15 protein-coding genes are annotated in these 14,720 nt (G+C 65.8%); 6 read left to right on the top strand and 9 right to left on the bottom strand.

The genetic code is table 11. From position 1 onward, the window contains the following. Positions 1–5: 5 nt before the first annotated feature. Positions 6–1,025 carry a TRAP transporter substrate-binding protein gene (locus tag QX121_RS01855; RefSeq protein WP_315811018.1) on the bottom strand — a complete coding sequence of 340 codons (1,020 nt, stop codon included), beginning with the start codon at positions 1,023–1,025 and terminating at the stop codon, positions 6–8. A gap of 478 nt (positions 1,026–1,503) precedes the next feature. Between QX121_RS01855 and QX121_RS01850 the strand changes: the two genes are divergently transcribed. After that, on the top strand, positions 1,504–2,328 hold the full coding sequence (locus QX121_RS01850; RefSeq protein WP_315811017.1) for a hypothetical protein: 825 nt from the start codon (positions 1,504–1,506) through the stop codon (positions 2,326–2,328). A 51-nt stretch (positions 2,329–2,379) separates the two neighbouring features. On the opposite strand, the gene QX121_RS01845 is transcribed toward QX121_RS01850, so the two are convergent. From QX121_RS01845 to QX121_RS01820, 6 genes are all read right to left on the bottom strand, one after another. Further along, a complete protein-coding gene (locus QX121_RS01845) occupies positions 2,380–3,849 on the bottom strand; it encodes an ATP-binding cassette domain-containing protein (protein ID WP_315737990.1) in 1,470 nt (489 codons plus the stop codon). A gap of 8 nt (positions 3,850–3,857) precedes the next feature. Then, complete coding sequence (locus QX121_RS01840) at positions 3,858–4,787, bottom strand: branched-chain amino acid ABC transporter permease (RefSeq protein ID WP_315811016.1); 930 nt, start codon at positions 4,785–4,787, stop codon at positions 3,858–3,860. A 2-nt stretch (positions 4,788–4,789) separates the two neighbouring features. Further along, on the bottom strand, positions 4,790–5,665 hold the full coding sequence (locus tag QX121_RS01835) for a branched-chain amino acid ABC transporter permease (protein ID WP_315811015.1): 876 nt from the start codon (positions 5,663–5,665) through the stop codon (positions 4,790–4,792). A 73-nt stretch (positions 5,666–5,738) separates the two neighbouring features. Beyond that, positions 5,739–6,971 carry an ABC transporter substrate-binding protein gene (locus QX121_RS01830; protein ID WP_315811014.1) on the bottom strand — a complete coding sequence of 411 codons (1,233 nt, stop codon included), beginning with the start codon at positions 6,969–6,971 and terminating at the stop codon, positions 5,739–5,741. A gap of 296 nt (positions 6,972–7,267) precedes the next feature. Continuing rightward, entirely contained in the window at positions 7,268–7,993 is a 726-nt protein-coding gene (locus QX121_RS01825) for a site-2 protease family protein (RefSeq protein ID WP_315811013.1), read from the bottom strand. Further along, positions 7,990–8,808: a DUF2167 domain-containing protein gene (locus QX121_RS01820; RefSeq protein ID WP_315737995.1), complete on the bottom strand. Its 819-nt coding sequence runs from the start codon at positions 8,806–8,808 to the stop codon at positions 7,990–7,992. The genes QX121_RS01825 and QX121_RS01820 overlap by 4 nt, the downstream gene beginning before the upstream one ends. A gap of 358 nt (positions 8,809–9,166) precedes the next feature. On the opposite strand from QX121_RS01820, the gene QX121_RS01815 reads away from it, so the two are divergent. Further along, positions 9,167–9,991, top strand: coding sequence for a hypothetical protein (locus tag QX121_RS01815; protein ID WP_315811012.1), 825 nt, complete (start codon positions 9,167–9,169; stop codon positions 9,989–9,991). 70 nt (positions 9,992–10,061) lie between these two features. Here QX121_RS01815 and QX121_RS01810 read toward each other — a convergent pair whose 3' ends face one another. After that, the gene (locus QX121_RS01810) at positions 10,062–10,895 is read right to left on the bottom strand and encodes a hypothetical protein (protein WP_315811011.1); all 834 of its coding nucleotides are present in this window, start codon (positions 10,893–10,895) and stop codon (positions 10,062–10,064) included. On the opposite strand from QX121_RS01810, the gene QX121_RS01805 reads away from it, so the two are divergent. Continuing rightward, positions 10,894–11,034 (top strand): hypothetical protein, encoded by a 141-nt coding sequence (locus QX121_RS01805; RefSeq protein ID WP_315737998.1) that lies wholly within the window; start codon positions 10,894–10,896, stop codon positions 11,032–11,034. The two genes, QX121_RS01810 and QX121_RS01805, sit on opposite strands and share 2 nt — an antisense overlap. A gap of 103 nt (positions 11,035–11,137) precedes the next feature. Here the strand turns inward: QX121_RS01805 and QX121_RS01800 are convergent, their stop codons facing one another. Continuing rightward, positions 11,138–12,598, bottom strand: a complete 1,461-nt coding sequence (locus QX121_RS01800) for a GH1 family beta-glucosidase (protein ID WP_315770711.1) — start codon at positions 12,596–12,598, stop codon at positions 11,138–11,140. Positions 12,599–12,876: 278 nt separating this feature from the next. On the opposite strand from QX121_RS01800, the gene nthA reads away from it, so the two are divergent. The 3 genes from nthA to QX121_RS01785 are packed head-to-tail and all read left to right on the top strand — an operon-like array spanning position 12,877 to position 14,557. Continuing rightward, positions 12,877–13,512 (top strand): nitrile hydratase subunit alpha, encoded by a 636-nt coding sequence (nthA, locus tag QX121_RS01795; RefSeq protein WP_315738000.1) that lies wholly within the window; start codon positions 12,877–12,879, stop codon positions 13,510–13,512. After that, positions 13,512–14,174 (top strand): nitrile hydratase subunit beta, encoded by a 663-nt coding sequence (nthB, locus tag QX121_RS01790; RefSeq protein ID WP_315779952.1) that lies wholly within the window; start codon positions 13,512–13,514, stop codon positions 14,172–14,174. The genes nthA and nthB overlap by 1 nt, the downstream gene beginning before the upstream one ends. Then, positions 14,171–14,557 (top strand): nitrile hydratase accessory protein, encoded by a 387-nt coding sequence (locus QX121_RS01785; protein ID WP_315779954.1) that lies wholly within the window; start codon positions 14,171–14,173, stop codon positions 14,555–14,557. The genes nthB and QX121_RS01785 overlap by 4 nt, the downstream gene beginning before the upstream one ends. Positions 14,558–14,720 lie beyond the last annotated feature (163 nt).

Here is a 14,720-nt window from a genome sequence, read left to right as displayed (position 1 = left end):
ACACGTTACGACAGCTTGCCGACGGCCTTTTCCAACAGCGCCCAGGCCTCGTCGCCATACTTGCCCTTCCACTCGGCATAGAAGCCGGCGGTACGCAGCTTGTCGCGGAACGGCGCGACGTTGGGCTGATTGAAGGTCAGGCCCTTCGATGCGAGCTCTGCTTGCAGGCCGGCATTGAGCTTGGCGACGTCCTCACGCTCCTTTAGGGCGGCCGCGTTGATGTGCTTGGCGACGATCGTGCGCATGTCGGCCGGCACGGCCTCCCAGGCGCGGCGGTTCGCTAGGAACCAGAAGCCGTCCCACATGTGGTTGGTCAGCGAGCAGTATTTCTGCACCTCGTAGAGCTTGGCGGTCGAGATGATCGCCAGCGGGTTTTCCTGGCCCTCGACCACCTTGGTCTGCAGCGCCGAATAGACCTCGCTGAAATTGATCGAGGCGGGCGCCGCCTCGAATGCCTTGAACATCGAGGTCCACAGCGGCGACACCGGCACGCGGATCTTGAAGCCCTTGAGGTCGTCGGGCCCATTGATCGGCTTGGTCGACGACGTCGTCTGGCGGAAGCCGTTGTCCCAGATCTTGTCCATGACCACCAGGCCCGCCTTGTTGATCTGGCCGCGCACGTAAGCGCCGAGATCGCCGTCCATGGCCTTCCAGACCGTGTCGTAGTCCGGGAACGCGAAGCCGATGCCGTTGATCGAGGCCGCCGGCACCAGGGTCGCCAGGATCAGCCCGGACAGCGTGAAGAACTCGACGCCGCCGGAGCGGATCTGGCTCAGCATGTCCGTGTCGGATCCGAGCTGGTTGTTCGGGAAGATCTGCAAGTCGAACTTGCCGTTGGTCTCGGCCTTGATCGCCGCCGCCATCTCCTTGGCACGAACGTTGAGCGGATGGGTGTCGGGCAGGTTGTTGGCGTACTTGTAGGTGAATTCGGCGCTCTGGGCGCGCGCCACATGCGGCGCCGCGATCCCACCCAGTACGGCTGACGCTGCGGAGGCCTTCAGCAGCGCGCGTCGTGACAGGCTCATGCTCGTTTCTCCCTGAGAAGCTTCTTCTTGTTGCATCCAGTCGCCGCATGATGGCGCGGTCCGAATCCCGCGACGTCAGCAGCGTCATCAGCGCTTATTGCAGCGATGAGCCGCAGCAGCAATATGCGGCGTTCGCTGCGGGCGCCTTGGCGCGGGTTTCAGGCGCCAATGGCGAGCGGCGATGGTCGTGCTCGCGACGCGGGTTGCAGGCTCGGTGCTACGGCAGAGTTTGAGGTGTTGGCCGCAAGTCTCTGATTTTCCTAAGTATATAAATATTCCATAATATACCTTATGCGAATTGCCGATGGGCGGCTCCTGACGTGAGAAGCCGCACAACGGCCCGCCCAGCGCACGTCGGCGCCTGTGCGAAATCGCCCCCGCCTTGTCACCCCGCAGTCTTCGTTTGGTCAAAGCCCAGAGGTCAAAAGCGCATCCTTCAGGATTGGGCACGGGCGTATCGCGAATGGGACCCGAAGACATGCCAGTTCAGTCGACGCCGAAGGAAGTTGATCCGGGTGATGTCGCGCTGCCGCCCGACGACGATATCTGCGAGGAGATCTATCAGCGGGTGCTGGCCGAGGTGCGCGCACGTATCGACCAGCGGATCGCCGCCATCGAGGCCCAGGCCGCCGCTGATGCAGTCGAGGCTGTCGACCCCGCTGTAGGCAGCGAGCCCGTGGAAACGCCTCCTCCGGCCCGGCGCCGGCCCGTATTGCGGGCGATGATCACGCTGATAGCGTCAGCCGGGCTCGTCGGCGCTGCCGTCACCCTGGCGCGGGACCATACCGAGACCATCACCTCCGTCACCGACCGGATCGAAGCGGCGGTTCAATCCATCCGGCGTGAGAACGCTCAGACGGTGAATCCGGCCGGGTCACCGGAGACGGCGGCGAGCGGATCGAGCGCGGCCGAGACGGCAGAGGCGGCCCCTGCCTCGCCATCACCATCCGTTTCGCCGACACCCGAGACGGCATCAGCATCAACGCGCTCCAGCGATCCATCCTCCGCGATGGCGGAGGCAACGCCAGAGCATGACATGCCGCCCGCTCCCGACCGGGACGTCGCGCCGCTGATCGAGAAGATCGCGCATGATGTCGCCGAACTGCAGAGCGGGTTTCAGGAGCTCAAGGCCAGCCAGGAGCAGGCCAACCGCGATCACGCCAGGGCGATCGAACAGCTGCAGGCGAGCCAGGACCAGCTCGCGCGCGCGTTCCGCGCTGCGAAGACCGAACCGACGACCGTCGGCGCAGCGGCGCGCCTCGCGCCCCGGCCGCCCCAGGCGCGCCCGCCCCGTTTCCCGTAGCTCCGAACGAATGAGATCCGGGCAGGGAGCTGGGACCCCTGCTCCTGTCCCTCAGAGATAGTCCGCCGCAGCCTCCGCCTCGAAGCGTTCCGGCGGGCCTTCCCAGACGATCTTGGCATGATCCAGCACGTAGACGCGGTCGGCGTGCGGGAGCGCGAAGGTGACGTTCTGCTCGCCGAGCAGCACCGTGATCTTGGTGGTCTCGCGCAGTCGATCGAGCGCCTTCGACAAGGTCTCCAGGATGACCGGCGCAAGTCCGAGCGTCGGCTCGTCGAGGATCAGGAGCTTCGGTTTCATCATCAGCGCGCGCGCGATCGCCAGCATCTGCTGCTCGCCGCCGGACAGCGTGCGCGCCAGCTGCGGCTGCCTCGACTTGAGGATCGGAAACAGCCCGAACAGCCATTCGAGCCGCTCGGCACGCTCGGTGTCGGGCAGCGCATTGCCGCCGAGCTCGAGATTTTCGCGCACGCTCATGTCGCCGAACAATTCGCGCGTTTCCGGACACTGCACGATGCCGGATCGCGCGATCTGCGCCGCCGTGCCGCCGGCAAGGCTGCGCCCTGCCCACTTCACCTCGCCCGAATACGGCACCAGGCCAGAGATCGCGTTGAACAGCGTCGTCTTGCCGGCGCCGTTGAGGCCGACGACCGAGACGAACTCGCCCTCGTGGACGTGCAGCGAGACGTCCTGTAGCGCTTGCGCCTTGCCGTAGAGCACGCCGACATTGTCGACCTGCAGCGCCGGCGTGACGTCCTTGAAGCTCGCTTCGGGCCGCGCGGTCGAGACCAGCGCGCCGCCGAGATAGACGCGGCGCACGGTCTCGTCCTGCATCACCTCGGTCGCCCTGCCCTCGGCGATCTTCTCGCCGAGATACATCGCGAGCACGCGGTCGACCAGCGCCGACACGCTCTTGACGTTGTGATCGACCAGCAGCACGGCGCGGCCGTCGTCGCGGAATTCGCGGATGAGGTCGGAGAAGTCGGCGACCTCGGAGGCCGTGAGGCCGGCGAAGGGTTCGTCGACCAGCACCAGCTTCGGGCTGCGCGCGACCGCCTTGGCGAGCTCGAGCCGGCGCAGGTCGGCAAACGCCAGCGTCGGCGGACGGCGATCGATGACACCGCCGAGGCCGACGCGCTCGGCGATCGCGCGCGCCCTGGCATCGACGTCCTTGTCGGCGAACAGCCGTGTCAGCTTGTCCGGCAGTAGCGCGACCTTGATGTTCTCCAGCACGGTCTGGCGCGCCAGCGGCCGAGAATGCTGAAACACCAGCCCGACGCCCATGCGCGCGATGCGGTGCGATGGCAGGCCGGCCAGCTCGACGCCATCGAGCTTGACCGAGCCTGCGGTCGGCCGCTCGACGCCCATCACGCTCTTCATCGCCGTTGACTTGCCCGAGCCGTTCGGCCCGATCAGGCCGAGGATCTCGCCGGGATGGATCGAGAAGCTGAGGTTCTTGACGGCGACGAGGCCGCCGAAGCGCTTGGTGAGGCCGCTGACCTCCAGCATCGGAGCGCTGCTCATGCCTTGCGTCATGCCTTGGCCCCTCCCCTGATCATGCCGAGGAAGCCGTCGGGGAAGAACAGGATGACCACGAGCGCGATCACCGAGACGATCAGGGTCGCGAGCTCGCCGAGTGGCCGCAGCAGCTCGCCCATGCCGATCAGGAAGATCGCGCCGATCGCGGCGCCGATCACGGTGCGGCGGCCGCCGAGCACGGCGGCGATGATGATCTGCACGCCGACACCGACATCGACGAAGGTCGAGACCGAGGCCGTGCCCATGTAGAACACCATCAGCGCGCCGGCGAGCCCGGAGAAGAACGCGCTGACGACGAAGGCCGCGAGCTTGTGCTTGGTGACGTTGAATCCGAGCGCGCCGGCCTGGATTTTGTCCTGCCCGCTCGCCTGCAGGATCAGGCCGATGGCGCTCCGCGACAAGCCGAACAGGATCGCACCGCTCACCAGCATGAAGCCGAGCGCGATCCAGTAGTTGGTCTTGGCATCGATCGAGATGACGTCCGGCACGGCGAGACCGATCTCGCCGCCGGTCAGCCCGGCCGCGACGACGATGAAGTTCTGCAGCATGAGCACGGCCACGAGCGTCGTGAGGCCGAAATAGGGTCCGCTGACGCGTAAGGCCGGAAGGGCCAGGACGACGCCGCCAACCACGGCCGCCAGCGCGCCGGCGGCGATGCACAGCCACACCGACAGACCCGGTGAGAAATGCGCGTCGAGAATGCCGGCCGTGTAGGCGCCGACGCCAATCAGGAAGGTCGGGCCGAAATTGACCTCGCCGGCGAATCCGAACAGCAGATCCCAGGACATGGCGAAGACGGCCGTATAGTACGCCACCGTCAGCAGCCCGAGGACGTAGCCGGAGACATAGGTCGGCAGCACGAGCGCCACGATGACGGTCAAGAGCCCGATCCAGAACAGCCGGGACGAAGCGAATGCCGGCATGCTCACCTCCGTCCGAACAGCCCTTGCGGGCGCAGATACATGACGACGACGAGCAGCAGCAGCGCCGGGATCGTCCGGTAGGCCGGCGAGATCAGATAGGCCGTTCCGGTCTCGAGATAGCCGACGACATAGGCCGCGATCAGCGAACCGGAGACGCTGCCGAGGCCGCCGAGCACCACGATCGAGAACGCGCTTGCCGTCAGCGGGCCGACGCTGTAGGAGCTGACGCCCAAGAACATGCCGAGCAGGATGCCGGCGACGCCGGCCAGCAGGCCGTAGATGGCCCAGACGGTGAGGTAGATCGACGATAATTCGATGCCCAGCAAGGTGACGCCGCGCGGGTTCATCGACGCCGCCATCACAGCCTTGCCGCGCCGTGTGCGGTTGACCAGAAACCACAACAGCCCGATCGCGACCCAGCAGATCACGGCGGTGAAGTATTCGTTCTTCGGCGTCCGCACGCCGAACACCGTGGTCACGCCCTCGACGATGGGCAGCACGGTCTTGGCGTTGTTGGTGAACAGATACGCGATCGCCTCCTGAATGATGATGCCCCACAGCAGCGTCGCGGTCAGGATGAAGATCTCCTTCTCGGACTCGGCGATGACCTTCGAGCGCTGGATCGGCCTGACGGCGATGAAGTAGGTGGCGAACGCCAGGAGGAAGCCGGCGAGGATGCCGATCAGCGCGCCGGTGTAGGGCCCGACGCCGAGCTCGCTGGCGGCGGCCCAGGCGGCGACCGCGGCGCCGACCATGATGGCGCCGTGGGAAAGATTGAGCACGCCCGAGACGCCGAAGATGAGCGTGAAGCCGGTCGCGCCGAGGGCATAGAGCGCGCTGATGGCAAAGCCATCGATCAATATCTGCCAGAAAAGCATTTGGAATTGGACCCGAACGTCGGACTGAGGCACCAAAAAAATGGGCCGCTCTTTCGAGCGGCCCGGCGATGCATCAGTTGCTGGCCGCCTTGAGCTTGATGAAGGACGGCCAGGTGATCGTGCCGGCGGCGAGCTCCTTGGGCCAGACGTTGACCTGCTTGCCGCTCTGCCACTGCAGCATCAGCCCGGTGATGTAGCCCTTCCCGGTCCGCAGCGCGTGCGGGTTCGGATCATCCTTCGGCTTGAAGGCGATGCGGCCGATCGTTCCGACATAATCGGTCGCTTCCATCGCCTCGACCATCTTGTCGGGATCAGTGCCGCCGGCCCGATGGATGGCGTCCGCGATCATGTAGACGTCGTCGTAGGAGGTGTAGCCGGCATAGGACGGGAAGTTGCCGAACTTCTTCTGATAGGCCTCGACGAAGGGCAGCGTCTTCGGCGTCACCGCAACGCCCGGGCCCGACACGGCGTTGTAGAACACGCCCTCGACGGCCCCGTTGGTGTCCTTCCAGAAGGTCGAGTTGGTCGCCTGCGAGGAGATGCCGAACATCGGAATCGGCACCTGCTGGCTCTTCCACTGCACCGTTGGCTGGGTGCCGACGTGTGAGATGCCGGTGATCATGACGTCCGGCTTCAGGGCTTCGATCTTGTTGAAGATCGGCGTGAAGTCTGTGGTATCAGGCGACATGCGGATGTGGTCGACGACCTTGAGCCCGATCTCCGGCAGGCATTTCTCGTAGCCGGCGTCGAGCGGCGTCGTCCACGCCGCATCCTCGCTCATGATCACCGCGGTCTTCATCTTATAGGGCTCGACCAGCAGATCCTTGGCCGCGTCGCAGACGAGGCCGGCCAACGAGGTCGATGTCAGATAGCCGTGGAAGGTGTATTTGAGCTGGTCGTAGTTCTTGGCGATGTTCTGGGTGATGACGTCGGAAGCGGCACCAGGCGTAATCATCAGCGTCTTGAGACGCCCTGCCCACGGCTCCAGCGCCAGCACGACCTCTGAGATGTAGCTCGCGATGACCGCGTTGACCTTATCCTCGCTGACGGCGCGCTGGAAGGCACGCACCGATTCCGCCGAGGAGGAATGATTGTCGTAGACGACGATCTCGATCTTGCGCCCGTCGACGCCGCCCTTGGCGTTGATCTCCTCGGCGGCCAATTGCGCTGCGGGTGCGATCGACGAGCCGGCGACGGCCTGCGCTTCGGAGATGACGCCGATCCTGATCGGGTCTGCGGCCCAGGCGGCCGAGGAGACGAGCGCAGTTGCGCAGCTCGCAAGCAAGATGGACTTGAGCGAAATCATGAAACCTCCCGAATCCTTATGCCTCTGACGGGCAGGCTCAACTTTGGTCTCCGATATGCCAGTGAGCAAGGGAACATCCCGAGACGTGCTCTGCGCTCAGCGCATTGTGACAGCGCGCGCCGCTCATGGCTCACTGAATGTCTTACAGGACGACTTGGTTCCTGCTGCCGCGCCCAAATATCCGCTGCATTGCAGCAGCGGATATTCCCAAGCTGAGGAAGGCCCATGTCCTCACGACGAGGCGGCGCCTTGACCTACATGAAGCTTCTCAACTGAAGCGGCGACCTCAACAGCACTCAGCCAAGCTGACGCAAGGGCCCAAGCATCTCGTGCACGTCGTAGGTCATGACGGCGAGAAGCGCCGCCAGCGCGAGATAAGTCCCGGCATATTCGAGCTTCGTCTGCAGCGTCGTGCCGTAATAGGCGACGTTCTCGGGCGCGCCGGGATCGTAGCGCCAGGCCTTCATCAGTTGCGGGGCTGCGAGGATGGCGATGAAGATCAACATCGGGCTCGGGCGGTAGAGCATCAAGGCGAGCAGCATCGGAACGCCGAGCAACCAGATCCGCGGGCTCAGCACGCTCGTCACACGTCCCCCGTCGAGCGGCGAGATCGGCAGCAGGTTGAACAGGTTGAGGAACAGGCCGGAATAGGCGATCGCAAGCAGCAGATTGCTGTCGTCCGATCGCGCCCACAGATAGACCGCAAGCGCGCCGGCGGTCCCGACCAGCGGACCGGCGAGTGCCACATGGGCTTCCGTCTCGACGTCGACCGGCTGCTCCTTGAGCGCGATCCAGGCGCCAACGAACGGGATGAAGGCGGGAGCCCCAACGTCGAGGCCGCGCTGGCGTGCGGCGATGTAGTGTCCCATCTCATGGGCAAACAGGAGCGCAATGAAGCCGGCCGCATAGCGCCAGCCCCAGATACCGGCATAGACGACCAGCGACAGCAGCATCGTGCCGCCGCTCATGGCGAGCTTCCCCCATTTCAGGCCGGAGAACAGGATCAGCAGGAGAGCCTTCACGCCGGCCCGCCCGCGTTGTCGCCGCGCCGCTTGCGGCGCAAGAAGTTCATGACCGCAGCCGCGGCGCCGACGACGGCGAAGATGATGATCTTGGCGAACTTCAGGACGAACGCACCGGCGAGCGCCAGCAGTCCGAGCTTCTTGGCGGCAACGCCGCCGACCAGCGCAAGCAATCCATATTCGGCGATCCGATCCGTGCTCGCGCTGAAATCCTCATAGCGCTTGCCGGCATTGTAGGAGAGATCGGACAGCAGCTCGTGCGCCACCGCCTTGTCCCCCGCGATCCGCTCCGAGCCGGACAGGAGGTTCAGGCTGAAATAGCCGTCACGCCCGAGCGCGTAGGTGTTGTAGTTGACGTTCTTCGGCGCATCGTCGGGCTGGCCCTTCTCCTTCGCGAGCAGCGACCAGACGAGACGATGCGCCGTGGCATCGTAGGCCGGCGGCTCGACCCAGCCGACGACGGCCATTTCCGGAAATCCGCGCGCCGCACGGTCCTTGTTCGCCTCCTCGGCGCCGGCGCGAAGGTTGCTCAGGAGATCGTCCGCGTTCCAGTTCTTGGCGTCGTCGTCTTTGATGTAGCCGTCCTTGATGTGCTTGATGACCACCATCCAATCGTCGTTCTGGCGTCTGCCGACGACCAGCCCGACGAAGGTCGCGTCGTTGACGACGTTGCCGAGCGCGCGTAGGACCCGCAGACCTTCGCTCTTCGGCACGTAGAAGTAGTCGGCCGGCAGCTTCAGCGTGCCCTGATCGATCAGCACGATGTCGCTTGGTCCGTCGGTGCCCGCCTGGCTCGCCGCCTGCCAAGCCGCCATCAATTCAGCCTTGCGCGTGGCCTCATCCGCTGGCGCGGCCTGCACGTGAGCGGTAAGGACTACGAACGCTGCGCACAACACTGCGCGCGCAATGACAATCAAGCTTTGCACCGGCCCCAATCCCCCAAAAATATCGGTCGGATAGTACCTCGAAGGCTCGGCGGTGCGCAACCAAGGGCGGATTCAAGCCTCTCGAAGCGATCTGCTGGCGCTGCACCGAGGGAGAGATGGTCCGAAAAGGCCCCCTCCTCGTCACGACGCTGTCTTGCTTTCGGCCAAAGCGGCGGGTCGAGTCACGTTTGAAAATTCAAAGAGAACAGCGGCGTCGGCGGCGGGCTAAAGGGTTTGGGGATCAGCAATGCAGTCCACACAGAACGTGCAACAGATTGATCAGAGCGAGATCGGCCTCGCCCCGGAGAAGCCCGAGAAGGCAAGCTACGATCAACTGTACCGGCGGGTGCTGCGCGAGGTGCTGACCCGGATCGATACGCGGCTCGCGGCGATCGAGAAGCCGGGTGTGGCGGCGGATGCTGCTGCGGCGGCGAGCACGAGCGAGGCGACAGGCAGCGGGGCCAGCCGCTGGGCGCGGATGAAGGCGCCGCTCGGCAAGCTGCGCGGGCGCAACGCCGTTGGTCTCGCTCTGCTGGTCGTGCTGGTCGGTGGCTCGGTCGCCTGGTCGCAGCGCGACGCCGGCACCTCGCTGATGGACCGCTGGATGCCGGGCGCCAGCGAAGCGTCGCAGGATGAGGCGTCGGTCCAGCAGGGCAGCGAGGATGCCATGATGTCGAATGCCTCGCTGAGGGGAGCGGAAGACACCACCGGCGCCCGTGAGCCGGGAACGTTGATGCAGAGGATGGCGCGCGACATCGCCGAGCTGCAGCAGGGCATCGAGCAGATCAAGTCAACGCAGGATCAGGCCAGCCGCGATCACACCCGCGCCATCGAGCAACTGCAGGCCGGCCAGGATCAGCTGATGCGACTGGTGTCGCGGATGACGAACCAGGCGGTGCAGGCACGCGGCACTGCGGTCCCCCCGGGCCCGCCCCAGCAGATCATCGTGACGCCGCAGCAGCGGACCACGACGGGAATGGCCCGTCCGCAGCCGGCGCAGCCGCAGGGCTCGACGTTCGGGACACTCTTTACCCGCAACACCTCGGGCATTCAGCCGCCGATGCCGCGTTGATGGTGTGATCGGCAGCGGCGATCGGTGGCGGTCTTGGCCGCCGCCGATGAGCGCACTCGCCGATCGGTCCTTACGAGCAGGTGTGAACGCGCCCGTCGTAGCCCCGATAGGTGCCCTTCTCCGCGTCATAGGTGCGGAAGCTCTTGCAGTTCACACCCCGCCTCTTCGCCTCCCGCTTCATGTCGCTCTTCGGTTCGCTCTTGGGCTTGCGGGCGCGGTGCTCGCGCTTGGCGGGCTTGGCGTCGTCCTCGGCATGTTGATGCGCTTGGCCGTGCCATTCGGGCTTGGCTGACGTGGTTGCGGTGTTCTGCTTCGCAGCCGCCTTCTCCGGCGTGGCCGCGGGCTTGCTCTCGGCGGCCTTCTCCTCGACCTTCTCCGATGCGGGCGCGTCCTTGGCGACGGCAGCGGGCTGAACGGCCAGAGTGGGCTCTGCCGGTTTCGACTCAGTCACGGCCGGCTTCTGGCCGACGTCGGTGCCGGAGTTCGGTTCGACCTTGGTCTCGGATTTGGCCTCGGCCGGCTTGCTCTCGGCCGCAGCATCCGTCGCGGTTTTTTCAGTCGATGCCTTGTCCGCCGGCGGCTGGCTCGCGCTGTCTGTGGCCTGAACGGGCTTGGTGTCCGCAGCGGCTGGCTCGCCGGGCTTCTCGGCCGTCTTCTCAGGCTCGGCCGCAGGCTTGCCGGCGGCATCCGAGGGCTGCTCGGCGGGCCTGGTTTCAGCGACCGCGGGTTTCGGCTCGGACTCTGCGGGCTTGTCGGCCGTCGGCGCGGCAGACTGCTCCGTGGCGGGCTTGGCCGCATCGTTCGCGGCTCCCTGGGCCCAGGCGCTGGAGCCAGCGATCACTCCGAGGACGCAGAACAGAACGCCGGCGCGGACGGCTGGCGGACAAACAACGGAAACTTGCATGCTGGAAAACTCGCTTGAGGGGCCGGCAGATTGCCGGTTTACGTCATCTGCAGCCAGCTTTCGCCACGAAAACGGCATGCGCGCAAAAGAGTCGCACAAGGTGTGCTTTCCGCATCATGAATTTGCAATCGCGGCGTGAAGGCCGGCGTGCCGACACTCAATGCGCCGGATGCCGACGGCACATTGGCCGCCTGAATGGCGCGGACTGCGTCCGGCTGGACCCCGGGTGGCGTCGCGGCGCTTCACGCGCTCACGGCGTTGCGGCTGATCACGTGATGGTAGTACGACGCGCTGAGCTTGGGCGTGCGCACCTGCGTGTCGAAGTCGACGTGATAGATGCCGAAGCGCTGCTTGTAGCCGAACACCCACTCGAAATTGTCCAGCAGGCTCCACAGGAAGTAGCCCTTCACGGGCACGCCCTCGGACGTAGCGCGCTGCAGCTGGGCGAGATAGTTGCGCAGATACATCACGCGGTCGAGGTCGTGGACCTTGCCATCGGCGGTCAGCTTGTCGTCCGAGGAGGTGCCGTTCTCGGTGATGTAGATGGTCTGGAGATTCCAGATCTTGGCGGCGAGCTTCGGCACCCAATAGGCCGTCTCCGGACCGACCAGCAGCCAGGGTGAGCTCATGTGCGGGAACGAGGACGGCATCGGCAGCACGTCGAATCCGGCCGCGCGGTCCGACGCGACGACATAGGCTTGCGGCGCGTAGATATTGAGGCCGACGAAATCGACCGGCGCCGAAATGATCTTCAGTTCGTCGGCGGTAAACTTCGGCGCGTCCTTGCCGGACCACGCCAGGAACCCTTCGGTATAGCGCCCCTCGAGGATGACGTTGAGAAAGCCGGCATTCAATTCGCGCGTCGCGATCTCGGCGGCGCGGATGTTCTCCGGCGTGTCGATCGCCGGCAGGCAGGCCGTGATGTTCTCGGCCATGCCGACGCGCATGCCGGCGCGCCCGCCGGAGCGGATGGCCTGGACGGCGAGACCGTGCGCCAGCGCCACGTGATGGCGCGCCTGGTTGACCTGCTGCTGCGGCAGCTTCAGCCCGGGCGCGTCGACGCCGAGGCCATAGCCGAACGGGACGAAGCGGCCGCATTCGTTGATGGTGAAGATGGTCTTGACACGGTCGCCGAGATGCTGCGCGACGTAGCCCGCATAATGCGCAAAGGCCTTGGCCGTGTCGGCCGAGAGCCAGCCGCCGACACGGTCCTGCAGCGCCTGCGGCAGATCCCAATGATACAGCGTTGCGTACGGCGTGATGCCGTTCGCCAGGAGCTCGTCGACGAGCCGGTTGTAGAAGTCGAGGCCCTTCGGATTGGGCGTCAGCCCGCCGTCGGGAAACAGCCGGGGCCAGGCGATCGAGAACCGATAGGCCCGGCAGCCGAGCTCCTTGATCAGCCGCACGTCGTCCTTGTAGCGGTTGTAGTGATCACAGGCGACGTCGCCGGTGCTGCCGTCCTCGATGTTGCCCTGCAAATGCGTGAACACGTCCCAGATCGACGGCCCGCGGCCATCGGCCGTAGCCCCGCCCTCGATCTGGTACGACGACGTCGCCGTCCCCCACACGAAATCGGCGGGAAACCGCCGCCCGATGTCCTCCTTCACCGCGCCCTCCTCCGCTTGCGCCGGGCCATTGGCCGCCCCGAGGGCGGCCAGCCCGGCCAGCTTCGCAAGATCACGGCGGGAAACGTCGTTCGGCATTGATGAACCTCAAACCTCTGTTGCTATCGTGCCCGATCGGAACGGCGAAAGCACTACGAACCATATCTGCGCTCCGACTTGAACAGCCCGAGGTGGCGGCAATGGAGCGGCCCCGATCACATCTGCGTCCGGAATCGGCGCGTCAATGACCGATGACGCCGCGCTCGGCATTGTGACCGCCGCACGGCTGCGGCGGCAGTGAAACGCGACTGCTCGCACCGTGGGTTCGTAGTGGCCCCGGCTCGACAGCGGTGCCCGATTACGCCTATGGTTGAGTCATGACGGATCACGATCACCATCACGACCATCAGCACGATCACTCGGACCTGTCCGAGACCGATCTGCGCGTCCGCGCGCTCGAAAGCATCCTGACCGAGAAGGGGTATATCGATCCCGCCGCGCTCGACGTGCTCATCGAGACCTATGAGAGCAAGGTCGGTCCCCGCAACGGCGCGCAGGTCGTGGCGCGGGCCTGGAGCGATCCGGCCTATCGAGCGCGCCTTCTTGCCGACGCCACGCCGGCGATCGGCGAGCTCGGCTATGCCGGCCGCCAGGGCGAGCACATCGTGGCGGTCGAGAACACGCCCGATCTGCACAACATGGTCGTGTGCACGCTGTGCTCCTGCTATCCGTGGCCCGTGCTCGGCCTGCCGCCGGTCTGGTACAAATCGGCGCCCTATCGCGCCAAGGCGGTGAAGGATCCGCGCGGCGTCCTGAAGGATTTCGGCTTCGAGCTGCCGCCGACGACGAAGATCCGGGTGTGGGATTCGACGGCCGAGGTCCGCTACTTCGTGCTGCCGATCCGCCCCGCCGGGACCGACGGCTGGAGCGAGGATCAGCTCGCCGCGCTCGTCACGCGCGACAGCATGATCGGCACCGGCTTGCCGAAGCAACCGCACGAGGTTGGCCGCTGATGGATGGTGCGCACGACATGGGCGGCGTGGCCGGCTTTGGTCCGGTCCGCCCCGAGCCGAACGAGCCGGTGTTCCACGCCGAATGGGAGCGTCGCGCCTTTGCCATGACGCTGGCGATGGCGACGCCCGGCGGCTGGAACATCGACATGTCGCGCTTCGCGCGCGAGAACCGTCCGCCGGACGACTACCTCGGCATGAGCTACTACCAGATCTGGCTCGCGGGCATCGAACGGCTGATGCAGGAGCGGCATCTGGTCGACGCCGATGAGATCGTCGCCGGCAAGGTGCTGCATCCGGCCAAGCCCGTCGCCAAGATCCTCACCGCCGATGCCGTCGCGCCGACCTTGCGTCGCGGCGGCCCGACCGAGCGCGCGGCGACGAAGCCGGCGCTGTTCGCGGTCGGCGACCGCGTCCGCGCCAAGGACATCCATCCGACGACGCATACGCGGCTGCCGCGCTACGTGCGCGGCCATCTCGGCCGCGTCGAGGCGGTCAGAGGCGTGCACGTGTTTCCGGACAGCAACGCCCATGGCGGCGGCGAAGACCCGCAATGGCTCTACACGGTGTCGTTCAGCGGCGCCGAGCTGTGGGCCGATGCGCCCGATCCGCTGCTGGAGGTCACGGTCGACGCCTTCGAGCCCTATCTGGAGCCGGCCCGATGACACCCGACCGCGAGGCTGCAGCCGCGGCGACGCGCGCCCTGCCCGGCATTCCCGTCGACGACAGCGGGCCCGTGTTTCGCGAGCCGTGGGAAGCCCACGCCTTCGCGATGGCCGTCACGCTGCACGCCCGCGGCCTTTTTACCTGGCCCGAATGGGCGGCTGCGCTCGCCGACGAGATTTCGCGCGCGCAAGCGTCTGGCGATCCCGATTGCGGCGATACATATTACCGGCACTGGCTCGCGACGCTCGAGCGGCTCGTCGCCGAGAAGGGCGTCACCTCCGCCGACGCGCTGACGCGTTACCGCAATGCCTGGGATCACGCTGCCGATCGCACCCCGCATGGCAAGCCGATCGAGCTCAGGCCCGAGGATTTTGTCGGCTGAGCCCTTCGCGCGCGCGTCTGGCGGATGCTTAATGCCCGGTGTGCGGACGATCCTGCTTTTGATGGTCCGGTCTTAACGGCCGGCTATTCATGCCGCGAATAGCGGTATTCGTTCGAAATTGAACGTTCATCAGTGCGTCCGTAGCGTCCCGCGCATCTTCTTT

This window comes from Bradyrhizobium sp. SZCCHNR2028, from assembly GCF_032380995.1.
Lineage (GTDB): Bacteria > Pseudomonadota > Alphaproteobacteria > Rhizobiales > Xanthobacteraceae > Bradyrhizobium.
The sequence above is the reverse complement of the archived record's forward strand: the minus strand, read 5'-3'. Positions and strand labels throughout refer to the sequence as shown.

What these genes read in the sequence shown, in the direction of transcription:
- QX121_RS01820 (WP_315737995.1), bottom strand. Translation starts at nt 8,808, where the DNA reads ATGGCGGCTTGGCAGGCGGCGAGCCAGGCGGGCACCGACGGACCAAGC.
- QX121_RS01785 (WP_315779954.1), top strand. Translation starts at nt 14,171, where the DNA reads ATGACACCCGACCGCGAGGCTGCAGCCGCGGCGACGCGCGCCCTGCCC.
- QX121_RS01855 (WP_315811018.1), bottom strand. Translation starts at nt 1,025, where the DNA reads ATGAGCCTGTCACGACGCGCGCTGCTGAAGGCCTCCGCAGCGTCAGCC.
- nthB (WP_315779952.1), top strand. Translation starts at nt 13,512, where the DNA reads ATGGATGGTGCGCACGACATGGGCGGCGTGGCCGGCTTTGGTCCGGTC.
- QX121_RS01805 (WP_315737998.1), top strand. Translation starts at nt 10,894, where the DNA reads ATGCTGGAAAACTCGCTTGAGGGGCCGGCAGATTGCCGGTTTACGTCA.
- QX121_RS01810 (WP_315811011.1), bottom strand. Translation starts at nt 10,895, where the DNA reads ATGCAAGTTTCCGTTGTTTGTCCGCCAGCCGTCCGCGCCGGCGTTCTG.
- QX121_RS01800 (WP_315770711.1), bottom strand. Translation starts at nt 12,598, where the DNA reads ATGCCGAACGACGTTTCCCGCCGTGATCTTGCGAAGCTGGCCGGGCTG.
- nthA (WP_315738000.1), top strand. Translation starts at nt 12,877, where the DNA reads ATGACGGATCACGATCACCATCACGACCATCAGCACGATCACTCGGAC.
- QX121_RS01830 (WP_315811014.1), bottom strand. Translation starts at nt 6,971, where the DNA reads ATGATTTCGCTCAAGTCCATCTTGCTTGCGAGCTGCGCAACTGCGCTC.
- QX121_RS01815 (WP_315811012.1), top strand. Translation starts at nt 9,167, where the DNA reads ATGCAGTCCACACAGAACGTGCAACAGATTGATCAGAGCGAGATCGGC.
- QX121_RS01845 (WP_315737990.1), bottom strand. Translation starts at nt 3,849, where the DNA reads ATGAGCAGCGCTCCGATGCTGGAGGTCAGCGGCCTCACCAAGCGCTTC.
- QX121_RS01850 (WP_315811017.1), top strand. Translation starts at nt 1,504, where the DNA reads ATGCCAGTTCAGTCGACGCCGAAGGAAGTTGATCCGGGTGATGTCGCG.
- QX121_RS01840 (WP_315811016.1), bottom strand. Translation starts at nt 4,787, where the DNA reads ATGCCGGCATTCGCTTCGTCCCGGCTGTTCTGGATCGGGCTCTTGACC.
- QX121_RS01835 (WP_315811015.1), bottom strand. Translation starts at nt 5,665, where the DNA reads ATGCTTTTCTGGCAGATATTGATCGATGGCTTTGCCATCAGCGCGCTC.